Here is a 19,143-nt window from a genome sequence, read left to right as displayed (position 1 = left end):
AGTTACTAATTGGTTAACTGTTTTAATTTATTATTTATTTTATCTAATTGGGTTTTACTTCCGGTTTGCGTGTATAACAAGCGCAATACTTCTAAACAACTTATATTATTAGGTGCAATTTCAGTAGCTTTTTCAAGCCATGTTGTAGCGTACGCTAAATATCTGTCTGCACTCCCACCTTTTTGTACGCTCTTTTTTAAATACAATACACCTAAACTAAACGCGGGATCATAGGCAGCACCGTTCAAATCAACTGCCTTAAGGTATAATTGTTCTGCCTTGTCGTATTTTCCTAGTCTATCGTAGCAATTAGCGGCAACAAACACAATATCCGGGTTATTTTGATTAATATCAAGCAAACCAGGCAATAATGGTTCTAACGAGGTGTAATCCTGTTTATTGTTGTAAATATTGGCCGCATCAAGCAGAATAAAACTCTTTTCGGGGGATGTTTTTCTAAAACGTTCTAATAGTTTTAGTGCCTTTGTTGTATCACCCACGGCTTTGTAAACCGCCGAAGCCGCTTCTACGTGATCCGCAGAAATATCTTCAGCCAGGGTGTCATAAAAGCTTGCAGCGGCAGGTAAATTACCTAAACTTGCGTTTACATACGCCAGGTACGCATCAAGTTGCTTAAAGGTTGGAGCGTATTTTTTTGCCATTAAAAACTGCTGTTGGGCGTTAATAATGTCCGATTTTACCAAATAGTTAAAAGCATAGCGTATATGCACATTGGCAAGGCAGGTAGTTGCAAACAACAGATCTTTATTAAATACGGTCTTTTTGCGAGTAAAGGTCAATCTATCCACCAGCCTTGTAGTTCTGGCTAACAGATTTGGTGGCTGGTTAAGCGTATTAAGAGAATCAACAAATAAAACTGAACTATTTACAACGGCCAGATACACGTTTTTTTCAAAATTTGTTGAATCGTTGTTGACTGTGAACAGACTGTCTATTGACTTTTTTGCAGCAGCAAGATATTTTAACTCCTTGTGCTCTTTGTAACGGGCAAGGCTGTTTACCACACCTTTCAGCACTTCCGACTGGCAAAAGGCATTTGGTGTGATAAACACTATCAGTAAAACCGAAAAAATGATTTTACGAACCCTCATTATATTATTCCGTTACTTCGCCGGGATTATCATTGTTTTCAACATTATCGTCGCTGGTATTGTTTTCGCTTGTTTCGTTTGCTTCAATATTTTCAATCGCATCTTCTTCATCGCGCTCAATTTTAGCTACCGAAGCAATTTCATCATTACCTTTAAGCGTAATTAATCTCACACCCTGTGTTGCACGTCCCATTACCCTTAACTCGCTCACCGCAATACGTATTATAATGCCCGATTTGTTGATGATCATTAGATCTTCGCTATCAGTAACACCTTTAATAGCAACTAACTCCCCGGTTTTATCAGTAACGTTAAGTGTTTTAACACCCTTGCCACCGCGGTTGGTAACACGGTAATCGTCAATATCCGTACGTTTACCATAACCTTTTTCTGATACCACCAATACGGTTGTTTCCGGATTATCAATACTGATCATGCCTACAACCTCGTCATTTTCACCATCTAAGGTAATACCACGAACGCCTGTAGCTGTACGTCCCATCGGTCTTACTGTTGATTCATTAAAGCGAATAGCACGACCTGATTTTAGCGCCATTACTATCTCGCTGGTGCCGCTGGTTAAGTTAGCCTCTAATAATGAGTCTCCGTCATTTACATTGATGGCGTTAATGCCGTTGGCACGTGGACGTGAGTAAGCTTCTAAAGATGTTTTTTTGATAACACCTTTACGGGTACACATAATAATAAAGTTGTTTTCCAGATAATCCTTATCCTTCAAATTCACCACTTTTATGTATGCCTTTATTTTTTGTTCCTTAGGGATATTAATAATATTCTGAATGGCACGGCCTTTTGATGTACGTGATCCTTCAGGTATTTCAAACACACGTAACCAGAAACATTGACCCTGCTCTGTAAAGAACAGCATGTAGTTGTGGTTTGATGCTATAAGCAGGTGCTCAATAAAGTCTTCATCGCGGCTATTGCTGCCCAATGATCCTTTGCCACCTCTGCCCTGCCTGCGGTATTCAGTTAACGGTGTACGTTTTATATAACCTTCGTGCGATATGGTGATAACCACGTCCTCATCCTCAATAAAGTCTTCAGACTGCATTTCGGCTGATGAGTGTACTATTTCGGTTTTACGCTCGTCGCCGTATTTTTCCTTTATCTCCAATAACTCATCTTTGATGATCTGCATACGCAAACCTTCATCGTTAAGTATTGTATTAAGATGATCTATCAGCTTCATTAAGCCTTCATACTCATCTTTTATTTTGTCTCGCTCAAGTCCGGTTAACCTGCGCAACGTCATATCCAGTATGGCGCGCGCCTGCAGGTCAGACAGGCCAAACTGGGCTATCAAGCCTTCGCGTGCCTCGTCTGGTGTTTGCGATGCACGGATAAGTTTAATAACCTCATCCAGATGATCAAGCGCAATTAATAAACCTTCTAAAATGTGCGCGCGTTTTTCAGCTTCGGCCAACTCAAATTTGGTGCGCCTCACTACTACCTCGTGTCTGTGCTCAACAAAATGATGGATCAGATCCCTCAGGTTAAGCATCATAGGGCGCCCATGCACAAGTGCTATGTTATTTACACTGAAAGACGTTTGCAGCGACGTATATTTAAACAAATTGTTTAATACAATAGCTGCATTAGCATCGCGGCGGATCTCATAAACTATGCGGATACCTTCACGATTAGATTCATCTCGGATTGCAGAAATACCTTCCAGTTTCTTTTCGTTTACAAGATCGGCAGTACGCTCAATCATGTTGGCTTTATTTACCTGGTAAGGTATTTCGCTAACAATAATGCGCTCACGGTCACCACCGCCATAAGTTTCAATTTCTGCACGCGCACGTATAACAATTCTGCCACGGCCTGTTTCAAGCGCTTCGCGCGGGCCCTCTGTACCGTAAATTATGGCACCGGTAGGGAAATCCGGACCTTTTACATATTGTAGCAACTCGCCTACTTCAATGTTGCGGTTGTCTATTAAAGCAATAGTTGCATCAATAATTTCGCGCAGGTTATGCGGTGCCATATTGGTGGCCATGCCTACTGCAATACCAGATGCGCCGTTAACCAGCAGATTGGGGAATTTTGCGGGTAAAACGGTCGGCTCCTCTAACGAGTCGTCAAAATTGAGCTGAAAGTCAATAGTATCTTTATTGATATCGGCTAGCATCTCTTCGGCAATCTTTTCCAACCTTGCCTCAGTATAACGCATTGCCGCAGGGTTATCGCCGTCAATAGTGCCATAGTTACCTTGTCCTTCCACCAGGGGATAGCGAAGGCTAAAATCCTGCGCCATACGCACCATGGTATCATATACAGACGAGTCGCCGTGCGGGTGATATTTACCCATCACCTCACCTACTATACGGGCCGATTTTTTGTAGGGTTTATTGGCGTTGAGGCCAAGATCAAGCATGCCAAAAAGCACGCGCCTGTGTACCGGCTTCAAACCGTCGCGTACATCAGGTAAGGCTCTTGATACGATAACCGACATTGAATAATCAATGTAGGCCGATCGCATTTCTTCATCAATATTTATCGAAATTATTTTATCTTCTTGATTATTATCGTTCTCTGTTCCTTCAGCCATTTTGTTTTGTTAGAAAGTTTCTTCTATAAATTTAGGGTGCGCAGCACGGTTTTTCATACGACCTGCGAAGTTAAGAAAATAGTTGGTTTATCTTATCTAAATTGGTAACAAATTAGGTATATAAACGGGTGTTTATCTAATCTATTTTACTTTTTTCCAATAGTCCTCAACTTCAATTCCATTAGGTAATTTACCCTTTAAAAAAAGAGTATCATTTTTAATAATGTAATGATAGCGGGTAGTTTTTCCGGTTAAAACCGAAGGCTCTAAACTGTAAGTTTGCGTTTCAAAACACGAATCTTTTTTGAGCGAATAGTTGCCCGCTTCATATCTTAATGGCTTCTCTCCTTTTTCCAGTAAAAAAGCCTCGAATTTATCCTTGGTGTATTTTCTTTGCTGTGAAAATCCATCGGGCGCAGCATATTTTTTTCCACTGCTTATTCCGCCTGCATATCGCCAGGTACCCCTTAATGATGATACCGGAGCAAACGAAGAAAAAACGAGCAATGCTGCCATTGCAAAGATCATTTTTTTCATACTATACCCAGTTAATGCCTTTTTTTAATAACGAAAGTGTTTTTTCTTCTTCGCTGCCGGCTTCGGCCTGATAATTATACACCCATTTTGCGGTGGGCGGTAGGCTCATTAAAATTGACTCGATACGGCCGTTAGTTTCCAATCCAAATTTAGTACCCGCATCATACACCAAATTAAACTCAGCATAACGGCTGCGGCGAAGGTACTGCCATAACTGCTGTTGCCAGGTAAATGTTTCGTTTTTGTGGCGATTAACTAATTCAATATAAGTTGGTGCAAATGATCTACCCAAAGCTTTGGAGAACTCAAATATCGTCTCCAATCTTATATGTTCGTTATCTACAAGTTTATCATAAAATATACCTCCTATACCCCTTGTTTCTTCACGATGTTTTATATAGAAATAATCATCCGCCCAAGTTTTAAAACGTGTATAAAAGTCTGCATTGAATTTATCGCAAACGGTTTTTAACGATTGATGAAAATAACGCGCATCATCCTCAAAAACATAATGCGGTGTAAGATCAATTCCGCCACCAAACCAGCGTACAGGCTCGGCGCCGGCCATTGAAGATGGCATTTCAAAGTACCGTATATTCATATGGATGATGGGTACCAGCGGATGATTAGGATGAATAACAATAGACACGCCAGTTGCGAAGAAATCATCGCTATCTACCTTGAGGGCTTTTTTCATCACATCGGGCAGCGTACCGTAAACCGCAGAGAAATTAACGCCTCCCTTTTCAAGGATGTTCCCGTTTTGAATAACCCGTGTTCTTCCGCCACCGCCGCCATCGCGTTCCCAAATTTCTTCTTCAAATTTGCTTTTGCCATCTAAATCTTCCAGCGCCAGGCATATTTCGTCCTGAATAGATTGGTAATCGGCCGTTATCTGTTCCTTAGTTATCATCGGCGCAAAAATGCAGTTATTTTGGTAGAGACGCAAAAATGTTCTTTTGCCCTTTGTTGGAGTAATGTTAAAGATGGATTTATTCGGTATTTTAGCCTAAAGAAAAAGCATTATATATGCTCTTCTACATAATTCAGATCCTTACCAAAAGTTTCTTTTAGCCGACTTAATGATAATAAAGATATAGCCGTAAGAATACCCATCATAATGTAACCTGCTCCTATCATTCCATATTGTCCCTTGAAAAAAATAAAGGCCCAATTAATTGGAATAAGTGCGCCGCGAACAAAGTTGGGTACGGTAGTGGTAACGGTTGCCCTTAGGTTAGTTCCAAATTGCTCTGAAGCGATGGTAACAAAAGTGGCCCAGTAACCAACCGTGCATCCCATAAAAAAGCAGATCCAAACAAATTTAGAACTATCCAGCCCGTTTGATGTAAGATACACCGTTACGCTAACTATTGATAGCAATAAAAATACCAGCATAGTAAGCCGCCTTGAACGGGCGGCCTGTGCCAATAACCCGGCGGCTAAATCGCCTACGGAGATGCCTATATAGGTATATAAAATGCCGTCTCCTGCTTTAAGTATGTTTTTAGCGTTTAGTGCTACACCAAACTCCTGCGATTGGGTTACCAAAACACCTACAACAAACCAAAGCGGTGCGCCTAAAAATATGCAACATAAATATTTGATAAAACGCTTACGATCTGTAAACAGACTAAGGAAATTTCCGCGTGATACCTCACTTTTCTCTGCTTCTTTAAACATGCCCGATTCAAACGTGCCTGCGCGCAGCAATAGTAATAATATGCCTAAACCGCCCCCAACAAAATAGGCTTTTTGCCATCCAAAATTTTTAGCCACAATATTAGCTAACACGGCGCCGAAAAGACCCACTACGGCTACTATCATGGTGCCGTAACCGCGTTTTTCTTTACTCATGGTCTCGCTAACTAATGTTATACCGGCACCCAGTTCGCCTGCGAGGCCAATGCCTCCAAAAAAACGTATCGCTGCATATGTATTAACATCCTGGACAAAACCATTGGCAAAGTTGGCCATAGAATAAAGCAATATAGACCCAAAAAGAACTTTTATGCGCCCCAGTTTATCTCCAACTACTCCCCATATAATTCCGCCCAACAACAGGCCAAACATTTGCACATTAATAATAAACGTTCCGCTTGATGTAATTTCCTCCGGCTTGGTAATTCCAATACCTTTAAGGCTTTCAACCCTAACGATTGAAAAAATTAGTAGATCATAGATATCAACAAAATAACCAAGTGCGGCTACTATTACTAAAAAAATAACATTACGGTTTGATTGTGCCGCTGTGGTGGTGGTCATAAATTGCGATAATAAGACGTGCTAAAGTAACAGAATTTGTAAACGATTTAAACTTGAAGGACAAAAAAAAACCTCTGCGTTAACAGAGGTTTTTTAATAAGCAACAGTAAATTATACCTTTTTTACGTTTATCGCCTGCAATCCTTTTCTTCCTTCTTCCACATCGTATTCTACGCTGTCGTTATCTTTGATAGCATTTACGCCGCCTTGTACATCTTTAAAGTGCACAAAAAGGTCTTTACCGTCATCGGTTATGATAAAGCCATAGCCTTTTTGTGTGTTAAACCATTTTACTTTTCCAGTTTTCATAATTAAGTTATCGTATTAAAAAATTAACTTGTAAGATGTATAACTAAACCTAACTGAATTACAAATGGCATTAATAATCAGTGGAATACCTATACGCTGTTTTTTCAAATATAATAAAATAATTATTTAAGCAAATATTTTATTTATTAGGTTGTGGCGTCATTCGCAGGTATGGTTTAACCTCACGAAAACCTTTAGGAAACTTAGCCGGTATGTCCTCGGTTTTAATAGCAGGTACCACCACCACATCCTCGCCGTCTTTCCAGTTAGCAGGTGTAGCAACGCTGTGATAAGCAGTTAATTGCAATGAATCTATCACACGCAAAATCTCCTGGAAATTACGTCCTGTTGATGCCGGATAAGTGATGATTAACTTTACTGCCTTATCTGGCCCGATAATGAATAACGAACGCACCGTAGCATTTACAGAAGCATTTGGATGGATCATGTCATACGCTTCGGCAATTTTGCGGTCCTCGTCTGCAACAATCGGGAAATCTACCTCTACCCCCTGTGTTTCGTTAATATCCTTTATCCAGCCTTTGTGAGATTCAACCGAGTCTACACTTAAAGCTAACACCTTCACGTTGCGTTTGGCAAACTCTTCTTTTAATGCTGCTGTGGCACCTAATTCGGTGGTACAAACCGGTGTATAATCTGCCGGGTGCGAAAATAAAACACCCCAGCCATCACCAAGGTATTCGTATAAGTCTATCTCTCCTACTGAGGTCTGTGCTTGAAAATTCGGGGCTTTGTCGCCTAATCTTAAACTCATGATATAATTAATTTAGATGTGTTGATAAATATCAAAATAAAGTTACGGTGATTGTTTAAATAAACAAGAAAAAAAACTACTATTTACATAGACATTACATGTATTAAGTTTAATTGTATTTATAACACTTGTGCGGCAACTTTTTAGTTACACTTTGGTTGTAACATAAATACAACCTATCTTTATTTTACAATTACATTAATAAACCGAAAAAAATGAAAAAAGTATTATTAGTATGCGCCTTAGCGTTAGGCGTTAGCGCGGCAAGTTTTGCCCAGGGTTTTCAACAGAGAACACCTGATGAGCAAGTTGCTCAATTAAAAACTCAAATTGCAGGTATTACCGATGCACAGGCTGCTAAACTTAAAGTGGCTATTGAAGCACAAGGTAAAAAACGTGATAGCTTAATGGCAAAAGCCAATGGAGATTTTCAATCTGTAATGCCGGAATTTACAAAAATGAGAGAAGCTACTACTGCTCAGTATAAAGCTATCTTAACCCCTGAGCAGTTTACTGCTTATGAAAAACAGCAAGCAGAAATGCGTGCGCGCAGAGGCCAATAAGGCTTACTAATTGATTTTATAGATAGAAAATGAAAAAAATATTTTTAATAGCGGCGTTTGTATTGGGTATAAGCGCAATGGGCTTCGCACAGGGCCCTCCTTCTCCGGAAGAAAGATTGGCACAATTAAAAACATCATTATCATTAACTGATGCACAAGCGGCAAAAGCTAAAGTGATATATGAAGTACAAGGAAAAAGCATTGATAGCTTAATGGCGGCCGCACAAGGCGGTGGTGGTGACATGCAGGCCATGTTTGCCAAGTTTTCAAAAACTATGGAAACTGCAAATACAAAAATCAAAGCTATCTTAACACCTGAGCAAGCACCCATTTTCCAAAAACAAATGGACGCACAAGCCGAGCGCTTTAAACAAATGCAACAAGGCGGTGGTAACTAGTTACAAACAAACCTATTAACAACAACAAAAATGAAAAAACTATTATTAGTATGTGCGTTAGTATTAGGTATTAGCGCAGCAGGTTTAGCACAAGGTCCTCCACAAAGAACCCCTGCCGAACAAATTGAAACTTTGAAAACACAGGTTGCCGGTATAACCGATGCTCAGGCTGCAAAACTTAAGCTTGTATATGAGGCGGCTACTAAAAGCCGCGATAGTTTATTTGCTGCTATGCAAAACGGCGGCGGTGATATGCAGGCCGGTATGGCAAATTTTACCAAAATGAGAGACAAAACAAATGCACAGATCAAAGCTGTTTTGACTCCGGAACAACAACCCGCTTTTCAAAAAGTTGCTGATGCTCAGGCTGAACGCATGAAACAAATGATGAACGGCGGCGGAAATTAATTATTAAACAAACCAATTAAACTGAATAAAAATGAAAAAAGTAATGTTAGTATGCGCCTTTGTTTTAGGCGTTAGCGCAGCAGGTTTTGCCCAAGGCGGCATGCGTCAAACTCCTGATCAACAAGTTGAAAGATTAAAAACCCAAATTACCGGTATAACTGATGCGCAGGCTGCTAAGTTAAAACTGGTTTATGAGGCTCAAGGCAAAAAACGTGATAGCTTAATGGCTAAAGCTAATGGCGATTTTCAGTCAGTAATGCCTGAAATGCAAAAAATGAGAGAAGCAAATTCAGCTCAAGTAAAAGCTGTTTTAACTGCTGATCAACAAGCAGCTTTTGATAAGCTACCTCAAAGAGGTCCAGGTGGTGGTGCCCCTCGGCAATAATTATTAACAGAATTTTAAAAGCCTTCCCATAAACCGGAAGGCTTTTTTATTTTAGCTGAAATTTACCGGGTTTGAAGACAGCAGAAGATTTTATAACAAACAGGTTAGCCGAACGCCGGGATACCGGAAACTTTAGATTGCTAAAGCCTGAAAGTAACCTTATTGACTTTTGCTCAAATGATTATTTAGGCTTCGCGCGGTCAGGCGAGTTTAAGAATGCTATTAAGGCAGAGTTGGAAAAGCACGCTGCCTTGAACGGTTCAACAGGTTCAAGGCTTATCTCAGGGAATTTGACCTACACAGAAGATCTTGAACAGCAAATAGCAACACTTTTTGATACGGAGGGCGCTTTGTTGTTTAATTCAGGCTATGATGCTAATGTAGGCCTACTCTCCTCTTTGCCGCAACGGAACGATACCATTATATGCGATGAACTGATCCATGCCTCTGCTATTGATGGTGGAAGATTAAGTAATGCCAACCGCTTCAACTTTAAGCATAACGATGTAGACAGTTTGGAGGGGAAGCTTAAGAATGGAAAAGAGATATGCTATGTAATGGTTGAAAGCGTCTATTCAATGGATGGCGATGCTGCCCCCCTTTTAGACATTGTTGACATAGTTGAAAAATATAATGCGCAGCTGATAGTTGACGAAGCTCACGCGTTTGGTTTATACAAAAACGGCCTGGTTAGTGAACTTAAATTGCAAAACAGGGTGTTTGCACGGGTAGTAACATTTGGCAAAGCGCTGGGCTGTCATGGTGCGGCGGTAATTGGAAGCATGTCATTAAGGGACTACCTTATCAACTTTGCGCGCTCATTTATATATACCACTGCCGCGCCGTTCCATCAGTTAGCGGCTATAAAATCCGGACTGGATATATTAGGAGGAGCTGATGATCTCATCGCGCGGTTAAAAAACAACATTAAAATTTTTAAAAGTGCACTTTCGCTTTCGGCAGACAGCATGCCGATAAGCGACAGCGCAATTCAGTGTGTAATATTAAAAAGTAACGAAAAAGCAAAAGCTGTTGCTGCGGCTTTACAACAAATAGGTTTTGACGTTAGGCCCATATTGAGCCCTACAGTTGCAGCCGGTACCGAGCGGATAAGGATATGCCTGCATGTTTTTAATAGTGAAGCAGATATCATTGCGTTAGCTAAAACTTTAAATGAGTTGTAATGAGTAACAAACCAATATTTATAACCGGCATCGGCACCGGCATAGGCAAAACTGTGGTGGCTGCTATACTAACAGAATCATTAAAGGCAGACTATTGGAAACCCATACAATCAGGCGATTTGGATAATAGCGACACCATGAAGGTAAAAAGCTTGATCTCTAACGATAAAACCGTATTTCATTCTGAAACATACCGTTTAACACAGCCTTTTTCGCCGCATAAATCAGCAGCTTTGGATGGTGTTGAGATAAGCTTGAATTATTTCAAATTACCAGAAACCAAAAATACCTTGATAATTGAAGGCGCCGGCGGCCTGATGGTACCTTTAAACGATAAAGACTTGATGATAGACCTGATAACAAACCTGAATGCCGAAGTAGTTTTGGTTACCCAGCATTACTTGGGCAGCATAAACCATTCGCTGCTGTCGTTACAGGTTTTGTATGGCAGAAATATCCCGGTACGCGCCATTATATTTAATGGGAAAAGCGATGCTTATTCAGAAAATATTATAAAAGCGCATTCAAGGGGTGAGCTTACTGCTGCTATACCGCAACTTTCAATGTTAGACAAGCAAAGCATAGCATTGCAAAATATTGTAATTTAGGTTAACTGTTTTTTATGAAGAATGTAGCTGTTATCGGGTCGGGAACAATGGGCAATGGCATAGCGCATACATTTGCTCTGCATGGTTTTTATGTTACGCTTATTGATATTGATGCTACAGCATTAGAAAAAGCCCTGCAAACCATATCGCGCAATATGGATAAACAGATAAGTAAGGATATTATAACAGAACATGATAAGCAGAAGGCTTTGGATCGCATAAAAACGAATTTGTCCTTAAACAGTATTTCATCAGATACAGAACTAATTGTTGAAGCAGCTACTGAAAATAAAACTATAAAACTTAATATCTTTAAGCAGTTAAGCAGCATCTGCAGCCCGGGGACGATACTTGCTTCTAATACATCTTCCATATCAATCACCGAAATTGCTGCTGCAACTACGGTCCCTCAAAATGTTGTGGGTATGCATTTTATGAATCCAGTGCCTTTAATGAAACTTGTAGAAGTGATACGCGGAAAGGAAACATCTGATGAAGTGACAGCTAAAATTATGGAAATATCGCGGCAGCTGAATAAAACACCGGTGGAAGTGAATGACGCACCAGGTTTTATAGCCAACCGTATATTGATGCCTATGATAAATGAAGCTATTTATGCATTGGCTGAAGGCGTATCTGGCGTGGCTGAGATTGATACGGTTATGAAATTGGGCATGTCGCACCCTATGGGGCCTTTGCAGTTAGCAGATTTTATTGGGCTAGACATTTGTTTGGCGATAATGAATGTGCTGTACGAAGGATTTAATAACCCCAAATATGCCCCCTGTTCCCTTTTGATTGATATGGTTAGTGCAGGATATTTAGGGGTGAAATCAGGCAGTGGGTTTTATGAGCATTCATCAAAAACCAAAGAGTTGATTGTTGCAGCAAGGTTTAGACTTTAATGTCAAAAACGCTGTTGTAGCGGTTTGCTTAACGATAAAGCTAAATAAATTGAATAAAAAAAGTAGCTTTACCTACAGAAATTGAAACCCATTTGCTTTAAAAAACGTTTATAAGGGTTATAAACCATGCCTGCGCAAATGAAAATATATTATTAATGACTATTCGGATAAAATTTATACTGCTGCTTTCTTGTACCTTATTAATTTTCAAAACCGGGCGAGGTCAGACTACTCCCGCGCTGGCCACTATAATTCCGGAGCTTTCAAACATTAATATTCAACGTTTAGTTGATAGCGCTATCGCCAATTACCCGCGTGTGCGATATTTTCAAAACCGGGTTAATGTTGCCTCAGCCAATGTATCAAAAATAAAAGCTACCTGGTTAGATGCTATCACCCTCTCCTATGTTTATCAACCTGCTGATCCTACTATAAACCCGGTCAATCCTACCAGCACTTACTTTAAAGGGGCGCAAGCTGGGGTGTTTTTAAACCTTGGTAACTTATTATCCAAGCCGTCGGCCATTAAGCAGGCCCAGCGCGAGGTTATGGTACAACAGACCGAGCAGGAAGAGTACATTATAACACTTACCTACGAGGTGAAAAGGCGGTTTTACACGTACGTACAACGTGTTGGAGAACTAAAGTTACAAATAAGGGCCGCTGAAGATGCAGAGGCCCAGTTGAAAGATGTAAAATATAAATTTGAAAAGGGAGAAGAAACGTTTGATAGCTACAGTAAAGTGTTAATTCAATATACTGAACATCAGCAAACAAAAGTACAAACAGAGGCCAGCGTTTTTATTGCCAAAGCTGATGTGGAAGAATTGATAGGTACAAAACTGGAAAACATCATAAAATAAATGGATCTGAAAGGCTTTTTGCGGGTATTAAAAAGGCACAAGTTTACCATTGTGATCATCCCGGTTATTGCGGTTATTATTACTTATTTTTTGGTTCGTAACCAGGCAGATTCTTATGTGTCACAAGCTAAAATAGCTACCGGTATAGTTGATCAAACACAAAAAGGACTGGGCGATGTTGCAGGTTTTCAGGAATCAGAAATAAATCAGGAGTTTGCCAATCTGGTAGAGATGATCCGTTCAAAACGCATACTTGATCAGGTTTCTTATAAGCTAATGATCCATGATCTTACCAGTGATAAGCCTTTCCGCCAGCCAAGTAAATTGGTACAAACTTTAAATGCTGACGCCAAAAAGCATGCAGTAGAAGTTTATACAGATCTGTATAAAAAGAGACAGGCACTTACATTATTCAACTCTGATCAGGAAGGTTTGAATAAAGTGCTTACCTCTATGAAATATGATGATAAATCTTTACTTGATAAGTTACAGGCCTACCGCCTGCAAAGCAGCGATTATATAAGCGTATTATTTGATTCAGAAAACCCGGAATTGTCCGCTGTAGTTGTTAATACGCTTTGTGATGAGTTTATAAATTACTATGGCGAGTTAGTAAAGAATAATCAACAAAAATCAGTTAACTTTTTATTCAATTTATTGCAGGTTAAGCGCGATACACTTGAAGCGAAAATGCTGGCATTGAAGAATTATAAAACACATAATCACGTTTTAAATCTTAACGAGAAAGCAAAGAGCCTATACGGCCAGATGGCTGATTTTGAAACCAGACGCGAAGAAGCCGAAAAGGTTACCAGATCAACAAACGCAGCAATGGATAGTATTGACAGGCAATTTGATCCGCGGGTACGTAGATATAGTGAAAGCAATAAATTGGCAGTTACACAGGATGTGTTGTCGGCGCAGACCCAATTACACGCCGCTAACGATGCTTATGTACAAAGTGGTTTTGATCAGCGTTATCAACGGCGGGTAGACTCACTTAAAAGGATTGTATCCAGTAGCCTAAGTGTATTATCTGATAAATACGTTATTAATCCAATGTCCACAAAGCAGGATCTGGTTGATCAGCGCCTGAGCTTGCAAATCCAAAACGACCTGGCAAAAAATAGTACAGGTAGCATTAGTAAAGAAATTAACAGGCTCAATAGCAAATTTGATGAGCTGGTGCCCCATGAGGCTGCTACGCAGTCGTTAGAAAGAGCTGTTGACATAGCAAGCCAGGAATACATGGAGATTTTGCAGAAGTATAATCAGGCAAGCTTAGAATCAAGCTTTAGCACCAAACTGCGTTTACTTGAAGTTGCAGAGCCCGGACAAGCACAGCCGTCTAAAAAAATGCTCTTGGTAATATTGGCCGGGATAGCCAGTTTTATTGCCTGTATAGTGGTGTTGTTTATTCTTTTCTTTATAGATAATAGTATAAAAAATGCAGGCGAACTTGCGAATAGTACCAAAGCGCCTGTTCTTGGAAATTTGAATAAATTATCTGACGCGGCAATAGATCTGCGTAATATTTGGGAAACCAATCAAAGCAGCAACGACCTAAAGCAGTTTAAAAATTTGATGAGGGCTACCCGTTTTGAGATAAGTGATGAATTAAAAGACTCTAATATATTGCTCATTAATAGTTTAACAGCTGGCGAAGGCAAAACTTTCTTCGCACTTAATTTAGCTTATGCTTATGGGCAGATCAATCAAAAGGTGTTAGTGATAGATGCTAATTTTGACAATCCTGTTATTACACAATCTGTTAAGCCTAAACAATATCTGGAAGACATACTGAAAAATGAAAGCGAAATTGATGCGGTAAAAGCTAATCAAAAAATAACATTTATAGGTAATAAGGGCGGCGATACTTCCATACTTGAGTTAAGTAGCGAAGAGCGCATTAACGAGGTGTTAAAAACTTTAAAGGCAATTTTTGATGTTATTATAATTGAGGCGCCGGCACTTGATGCCTTGAACCGGTCAAAAGAAATGAGTTTGTTTGGCGAGAAAATATTAACCGTTTTTGAGGCGAATAAAAATATTGGCGAAGCCGGCAAACATCACGTTGCATATCTAAAAAATCAGAATGACAAGTTTATTGGCTGGGTGATAAATCTGGTGGATAAAGAACAGTTAATAAGCGAATAGCAAAATAACATCTGGAATGACAATTGTTGGCTTTATTTGGATATTTATTCAGGTTTTAATAGGGTACAACCTGGTATTGCCGGCTTGCATTTACATCCTGTCTTTTTTTCGTAAGAACAATACACCGGTACTGGCATCAGTAGAAGGCGATTACGCAATTATTGTTACGGCTTATGAGCAGGTAACCAATATACCCGCAGTTGTTGAGTCGCTGCTTAAATTGAAGCATAGTAATTACTTAATTTATATAGTTGCTGATAAGTGCGATATAAGTACACTGCATTTTACTGACGACAGGGTTATTGTACTTAGGCCACCCACTACCCTTGCAAGTAATACCCGATCGCATTTTTATGCCATTAATAACTTTAAGCGGGCGCATGGGCGTCTTACTATTATTGATAGCGATAACTTGGTGCATCCGGATTATTTAATTGAACTGGACAGATATTTTTACAAAGGTTACGTAGCAGTGCAGGGCGTTCGCGAAGCTAAAAACCTTAATACTACCTATGCCTGTTTAGATGCTGCCCGCGACATTTACTATCATTTTTATGATGGTAAACTGCTTTTTAAAGTAGGTTCATCTGCTACGCTTGCAGGCTCGGGCATGGCGTTTACTACATCTTTGTATCGCGAGTGTCTGGAACGTCTGGATGTTCAGGGTGCCGGCTTTGATAAGGTGCTGCAATCGCAAATTGTCGGGCGGAACATCAGAATAGCTTTTACAGATAGAGCGATAGTTTACGACGAAAAAACTACTCATTCAGACCAATTGGTTAACCAACGTTCGCGTTGGATAAACACGTGGTTTAAGTATTTTAAATTTGGCTTTGTATTGCTTTTTAAAGGAGTAACAACACCAAGCTGGAATCAGTTTTTATTTGGTTTGATCTTGCTCAGACCTCCCCTTTTTATTTTTCTGTTGCTTTCATTGTTATTTTTATTTGCCAATATATTTATAAGCATAACAGGCGCCTTTATTTGGACAATAGCATTTGTAGTGTTTATTGCAGGTTTTTATATTGCACTGGCCCGTTCGGAAACCGACGCCAGGATCTATCGTTCGCTTATCAATATCCCTAAGTTTATGTTCTTCCAGGTACTGTCTTTGCTAAAGGCACGTACCGCCAATAAACGCTCTGTTGCCACAAAACACACTTATACCGGTAGTATTGATCAAATAATAAAAAGTGATGAGAGTTAACCCGGATGAAAAAGTACTGCGGGGCAATGAAGTAAAAGCGGAATATCAGAAAAAAGTAGATAAGATAACCCGCATTGTAGCATTGGCAGTGGCTTTTTTGAGTACCTATTTTTTCATTATTAAAATATTGTTTTTATAATGAGAGTGGAACCTGCATCGTCACATCCGGTACTGCAGTTAAAAAAATTGCGGCCTGGCTTTACGCAACGTCTAAAAAACCTCGCGATAGTCGAAAAACTAAAAAACCCTTTCGGAATAGGAGCCTTGGTATTACTGGCTGCAATAGTAGCTATAGGTGTCGCAAAATTCGGTATTGTTTTTGGCGCATTGTTTTTGGTGACTATAGTGGGGCTGCCGGCTGCATACGGCGTTGTGGCGTACCCCCGTTTTGGCATAATAGTGTTGCTTGTACTGGCTTATACGCTTTTTTTATTAGGCAGACTGGGTGTGCCAGGGCCGTTGGGTGTTGTTGCTGATTTATTGGAGGGCGCACTAATGTTGGGTACCCTAATAAAATTGCGCCGCCATAACGATTGGGAGTTGTTAAAAGGCCCTGTATCTACCATGATACTGATCTGGATAGGCTATAACCTATTCCAGATAGCTAATCCAAGCGCCGTCTCGCGCCTTGCTTGGGTATACACTGTTAGATCAGTAGCTATAGTATTGCTAAGTTATTTTGTTTTTTTATATAATATTCGTTCTGTAAAGTTGGTTAGAGTGATTTTTAAGCTATGGCTTGTGATGAGTTTTTTAGCAGCCCTATATGGAATGAAACAGGAATATATTGGTTTTTCCGCAGCGGAAGATGCTTACCTGCACTCTGATCCGGAAATAGCAGGCTTGCTTTTTATTGCCGGGCATTGGCGTAAGTTTTCCATATTTTCTGACCCGGTGGCGTTTGCTTATAATATGAACATGGCGGCTATTTTTTGCATCGCCTTAATTGCCGGAAAACTACCTGCATGGAAAAAGATAGTGCTGGCGGTTATTGCCGGTACTTGTTTATTATCTATGCTCTATTCGGGCACACGGGCGGCTAACGTATTGGTACCGGCAGCGCTGTTTCTGTTCGCCATAATAAATTATAACAAAAGGGTATTACTTTTTAGCTGCCTGGCTGCTGTGTTTTTAGTTATCCTGATAAATGTACCTACCGGCGACCCTAATCTTCAGCGCTTTCAAACAGCATTTCGCCCTAATGAAGACGCTTCTTATAAGCTACGTAAATTTAACCAGGAGCGTATAAAACCATACATTTATAGTCATCCCATCGGGTTTGGCCTGGGCGCAACAGGCGGTTGGGGCAAACGTTTCGGCGATGGATCAGTCGTGTCACAGTTTCAACCAGACAGCGGCTATATACGCGTTGCGGTAGAGCTGGGCCCTGTTGGTTTGATAGTATTTTGTACGCTTATGTTTACTATTATGCGAACGGGTATTAATAACTATTACCGCATAAAAGATCCTGAGTTAAAAATGTATTCTTTGGCTATCCTTTTAATCGTTTTTGCGTATAACATAGCTAACTTTCCGCAGGAGGCGCTGGTGCAGTTCCCATCAAACGTGTTCTTTTCGTTAGATGTGGCTCTGCTTACTATTTTGTATCGATTGGATAAACAAAAACAGGCGCAACAAACGCAATTAAACAATTCACTAACCCAATCGTAATTAAATATGGCAAACGATATACTTAAAGGGAGAGATATTATTGTAGTTGGCCAGCAACCCTGGGATGTTGAAATTGGCAGCAATTGTAAAAATATAGCATTAGAGTTTAGCAAGCATAACAGCGTATTATATGTAAACTCGGCTCTTGATCGCCGGAACAAAATAAAAAATGCTTCTGATCCCAAAATAATAAAACGCATAGATGTGGTTAATGGCCGTATGGATGGCCTTGTGCAGCTACAGGAAAACCTTTGGAACCTTTATCCAGATGAGATAATTGAATCTATTAACTGGATGCCGCATAACTTCATTTATAATTTTCTAAATAAAATAAACAACAACCGGTTTGCACGTTCCATTGATAAAGCCGCAAAAAGGTTAGGTTTTAACAACTATATCCTGTTTAACGATAGCGACATTTTTAAGAGCTTTTATTTAAAGGAACTGCTGAAACCAGCTATAAGCATCTATTACTCGCGCGATTATCTGCTTTTTGTTGATTATTGGAAAGTACACGGCAAAACAATGGAGCCGGCGCTGATTGCAAAAAGTGATCTGTGCGTTGCCAACTCTACTTACCTGGCCTCTTACTGCAAAAAATATAATTCAAACTCGCATTACGTAGGGCAAGGTTGCGATCTTGAAATGTTTACTAATCAACAGGAACTTACGGTGCCTGACGACGTGGCGCCAATTAAAAAACCTGTTATTGGCTATGTAGGCGCCTTGCAAAGTATTCGCCTGGATATAGAATTATTAGCATATATTGCCATTACAAAACCTGAGTGGAGCGTTGTATTAGTAGGCCCTGAGGACGAACAGTTTAAAACAAGCAACCTCCATCAGATTACGAACATCCAATTTTTGGGAGGTAAGGATCCCGCTACTCTCCCATCGTATATCAATTCGTTTGATGTTTGCCTTAACCCGCAGTTGATCAATCAGGTAACCATAGGAAACTACCCCCGTAAAATTGACGAATACCTTGCTATGGGGAAACCTACAGTTGCTACCCGCACTGAAGCAATGAGTGTATTTGAAGATCACACTTATTTAGGCACTACAAAAGAGGATTACGTAATGCTGATTGAAAAAGCACTTGCAGAAGACAGCGAAGAAAAACGGCAGCAACGCATTCAATTTGCCACAACCCACACCTGGGAAAACAATGTTAAAGAGATTTATAAAGCTATTAATCAGACAGAGAAATAATTTCTGTCG

General features: G+C 40.0%; 20 protein-coding genes. 13 read left to right on the top strand and 7 right to left on the bottom strand.

Annotation, left to right across the window (positions count from 1 at the left end; genetic code table 11):
- Positions 1-5: 5 nt before the first annotated feature.
- The 7 genes from ACVW2L_RS06965 to ACVW2L_RS06935 form a co-directional block, all read right to left on the bottom strand.
- Positions 6-1,112, bottom strand: coding sequence for a tetratricopeptide repeat protein (locus ACVW2L_RS06965; RefSeq protein WP_457127243.1), 1,107 nt, complete (start codon positions 1,110-1,112; stop codon positions 6-8).
- Between the two features lie 4 nt (positions 1,113-1,116).
- The gene (gene gyrA / locus ACVW2L_RS06960) at positions 1,117-3,687 is read right to left on the bottom strand and encodes a DNA gyrase subunit A (protein ID WP_457127242.1); all 2,571 of its coding nucleotides are present in this window, start codon (positions 3,685-3,687) and stop codon (positions 1,117-1,119) included.
- Between the two features lie 141 nt (positions 3,688-3,828).
- Positions 3,829-4,224: a hypothetical protein gene (locus tag ACVW2L_RS06955; RefSeq protein WP_457127241.1), complete on the bottom strand. Its 396-nt coding sequence runs from the start codon at positions 4,222-4,224 to the stop codon at positions 3,829-3,831.
- A gap of 1 nt (position 4,225) precedes the next feature.
- A complete protein-coding gene (gene hemF, locus ACVW2L_RS06950; RefSeq protein WP_457127240.1) occupies positions 4,226-5,137 on the bottom strand; it encodes an oxygen-dependent coproporphyrinogen oxidase in 912 nt (303 codons plus the stop codon).
- A gap of 110 nt (positions 5,138-5,247) precedes the next feature.
- The gene (locus tag ACVW2L_RS06945) at positions 5,248-6,489 is read right to left on the bottom strand and encodes an MFS transporter (RefSeq protein WP_457127239.1); all 1,242 of its coding nucleotides are present in this window, start codon (positions 6,487-6,489) and stop codon (positions 5,248-5,250) included.
- 111 nt (positions 6,490-6,600) lie between these two features.
- Positions 6,601-6,798 carry a cold-shock protein gene (locus ACVW2L_RS06940; protein WP_457127238.1) on the bottom strand — a complete coding sequence of 66 codons (198 nt, stop codon included), beginning with the start codon at positions 6,796-6,798 and terminating at the stop codon, positions 6,601-6,603.
- A gap of 139 nt (positions 6,799-6,937) precedes the next feature.
- Entirely contained in the window at positions 6,938-7,573 is a 636-nt protein-coding gene (locus ACVW2L_RS06935) for a peroxiredoxin (protein ID WP_457127237.1), read from the bottom strand.
- A gap of 215 nt (positions 7,574-7,788) precedes the next feature.
- On the opposite strand from ACVW2L_RS06935, the gene ACVW2L_RS06930 reads away from it, so the two are divergent.
- The 13 genes from ACVW2L_RS06930 to ACVW2L_RS06870 all read left to right on the top strand — a co-directional run bounded on the left by ACVW2L_RS06930 (position 7,789) and on the right by ACVW2L_RS06870 (position 19,134).
- Entirely contained in the window at positions 7,789-8,136 is a 348-nt protein-coding gene (locus ACVW2L_RS06930; RefSeq protein WP_457127236.1) for a hypothetical protein, read from the top strand.
- 29 nt (positions 8,137-8,165) lie between these two features.
- The gene (locus ACVW2L_RS06925; RefSeq protein WP_457127235.1) at positions 8,166-8,534 is read left to right on the top strand and encodes a hypothetical protein; all 369 of its coding nucleotides are present in this window, start codon (positions 8,166-8,168) and stop codon (positions 8,532-8,534) included.
- 30 nt (positions 8,535-8,564) lie between these two features.
- Positions 8,565-8,942 carry a hypothetical protein gene (locus ACVW2L_RS06920; RefSeq protein ID WP_457127234.1) on the top strand — a complete coding sequence of 126 codons (378 nt, stop codon included), beginning with the start codon at positions 8,565-8,567 and terminating at the stop codon, positions 8,940-8,942.
- A gap of 31 nt (positions 8,943-8,973) precedes the next feature.
- Positions 8,974-9,327, top strand: a complete 354-nt coding sequence (locus ACVW2L_RS06915; protein WP_457127233.1) for a hypothetical protein — start codon at positions 8,974-8,976, stop codon at positions 9,325-9,327.
- 71 nt (positions 9,328-9,398) lie between these two features.
- Positions 9,399-10,511: an aminotransferase class I/II-fold pyridoxal phosphate-dependent enzyme gene (locus tag ACVW2L_RS06910; RefSeq protein WP_457127232.1), complete on the top strand. Its 1,113-nt coding sequence runs from the start codon at positions 9,399-9,401 to the stop codon at positions 10,509-10,511.
- Entirely contained in the window at positions 10,511-11,119 is a 609-nt protein-coding gene (bioD, locus tag ACVW2L_RS06905; RefSeq protein ID WP_457127231.1) for a dethiobiotin synthase, read from the top strand. The genes ACVW2L_RS06910 and bioD overlap by 1 nt, the downstream gene beginning before the upstream one ends.
- 14 nt (positions 11,120-11,133) lie before the next feature.
- Positions 11,134-12,024 carry a 3-hydroxyacyl-CoA dehydrogenase family protein gene (locus ACVW2L_RS06900; protein ID WP_457127230.1) on the top strand — a complete coding sequence of 297 codons (891 nt, stop codon included), beginning with the start codon at positions 11,134-11,136 and terminating at the stop codon, positions 12,022-12,024.
- A gap of 155 nt (positions 12,025-12,179) precedes the next feature.
- A complete protein-coding gene (locus ACVW2L_RS06895) occupies positions 12,180-12,887 on the top strand; it encodes a TolC family protein (protein WP_457127229.1) in 708 nt (235 codons plus the stop codon).
- The gene (locus tag ACVW2L_RS06890) at positions 12,888-15,044 is read left to right on the top strand and encodes a GumC family protein (protein WP_457127228.1); all 2,157 of its coding nucleotides are present in this window, start codon (positions 12,888-12,890) and stop codon (positions 15,042-15,044) included.
- 16 nt (positions 15,045-15,060) lie between these two features.
- Positions 15,061-16,251 (top strand): glycosyltransferase, encoded by a 1,191-nt coding sequence (locus ACVW2L_RS06885; protein WP_457127227.1) that lies wholly within the window; start codon positions 15,061-15,063, stop codon positions 16,249-16,251.
- Complete coding sequence (locus tag ACVW2L_RS06880; RefSeq protein WP_457127226.1) at positions 16,241-16,390, top strand: hypothetical protein; 150 nt, start codon at positions 16,241-16,243, stop codon at positions 16,388-16,390. Before ACVW2L_RS06885 ends, ACVW2L_RS06880 begins: the two co-directional genes overlap by 11 nt.
- Complete coding sequence (locus ACVW2L_RS06875) at positions 16,390-17,922, top strand: O-antigen ligase family protein (protein ID WP_457127225.1); 1,533 nt, start codon at positions 16,390-16,392, stop codon at positions 17,920-17,922. Before ACVW2L_RS06880 ends, ACVW2L_RS06875 begins: the two co-directional genes overlap by 1 nt.
- Before the next feature lie 6 nt (positions 17,923-17,928).
- On the top strand, positions 17,929-19,134 hold the full coding sequence (locus ACVW2L_RS06870) for a glycosyltransferase (protein ID WP_457127224.1): 1,206 nt from the start codon (positions 17,929-17,931) through the stop codon (positions 19,132-19,134).
- Positions 19,135-19,143 lie beyond the last annotated feature (9 nt).

Source organism: Mucilaginibacter sp. HD30 (genome assembly GCF_054061755.1).
This window is presented reverse-complemented; position numbering and strand designations above follow the sequence as displayed.

Bases quoted from the DNA above. Each gene is read 5' to 3' on its own strand.
- ACVW2L_RS06965 (WP_457127243.1), bottom strand. From the start codon at position 1,112: ATGAGGGTTCGTAAAATCATTTTTTCGGTTTTACTGATAGTGTTTATC.
- ACVW2L_RS06895 (WP_457127229.1), top strand. From the start codon at position 12,180: ATGACTATTCGGATAAAATTTATACTGCTGCTTTCTTGTACCTTATTA.
- ACVW2L_RS06920 (WP_457127234.1), top strand. From the start codon at position 8,565: ATGAAAAAACTATTATTAGTATGTGCGTTAGTATTAGGTATTAGCGCA.
- hemF (WP_457127240.1), bottom strand. From the start codon at position 5,137: ATGATAACTAAGGAACAGATAACGGCCGATTACCAATCTATTCAGGAC.
- ACVW2L_RS06870 (WP_457127224.1), top strand. From the start codon at position 17,929: ATGGCAAACGATATACTTAAAGGGAGAGATATTATTGTAGTTGGCCAG.
- ACVW2L_RS06955 (WP_457127241.1), bottom strand. From the start codon at position 4,224: ATGAAAAAAATGATCTTTGCAATGGCAGCATTGCTCGTTTTTTCTTCG.
- ACVW2L_RS06885 (WP_457127227.1), top strand. From the start codon at position 15,061: ATGACAATTGTTGGCTTTATTTGGATATTTATTCAGGTTTTAATAGGG.
- ACVW2L_RS06930 (WP_457127236.1), top strand. From the start codon at position 7,789: ATGAAAAAAGTATTATTAGTATGCGCCTTAGCGTTAGGCGTTAGCGCG.
- ACVW2L_RS06940 (WP_457127238.1), bottom strand. From the start codon at position 6,798: ATGAAAACTGGAAAAGTAAAATGGTTTAACACACAAAAAGGCTATGGC.
- ACVW2L_RS06935 (WP_457127237.1), bottom strand. From the start codon at position 7,573: ATGAGTTTAAGATTAGGCGACAAAGCCCCGAATTTTCAAGCACAGACC.
- ACVW2L_RS06915 (WP_457127233.1), top strand. From the start codon at position 8,974: ATGAAAAAAGTAATGTTAGTATGCGCCTTTGTTTTAGGCGTTAGCGCA.
- ACVW2L_RS06900 (WP_457127230.1), top strand. From the start codon at position 11,134: ATGAAGAATGTAGCTGTTATCGGGTCGGGAACAATGGGCAATGGCATA.
- gyrA (WP_457127242.1), bottom strand. From the start codon at position 3,687: ATGGCTGAAGGAACAGAGAACGATAATAATCAAGAAGATAAAATAATT.
- ACVW2L_RS06925 (WP_457127235.1), top strand. From the start codon at position 8,166: ATGAAAAAAATATTTTTAATAGCGGCGTTTGTATTGGGTATAAGCGCA.
- ACVW2L_RS06880 (WP_457127226.1), top strand. From the start codon at position 16,241: ATGAGAGTTAACCCGGATGAAAAAGTACTGCGGGGCAATGAAGTAAAA.
- ACVW2L_RS06875 (WP_457127225.1), top strand. From the start codon at position 16,390: ATGAGAGTGGAACCTGCATCGTCACATCCGGTACTGCAGTTAAAAAAA.
- bioD (WP_457127231.1), top strand. From the start codon at position 10,511: ATGAGTAACAAACCAATATTTATAACCGGCATCGGCACCGGCATAGGC.
- ACVW2L_RS06945 (WP_457127239.1), bottom strand. From the start codon at position 6,489: ATGACCACCACCACAGCGGCACAATCAAACCGTAATGTTATTTTTTTA.
- ACVW2L_RS06890 (WP_457127228.1), top strand. From the start codon at position 12,888: ATGGATCTGAAAGGCTTTTTGCGGGTATTAAAAAGGCACAAGTTTACC.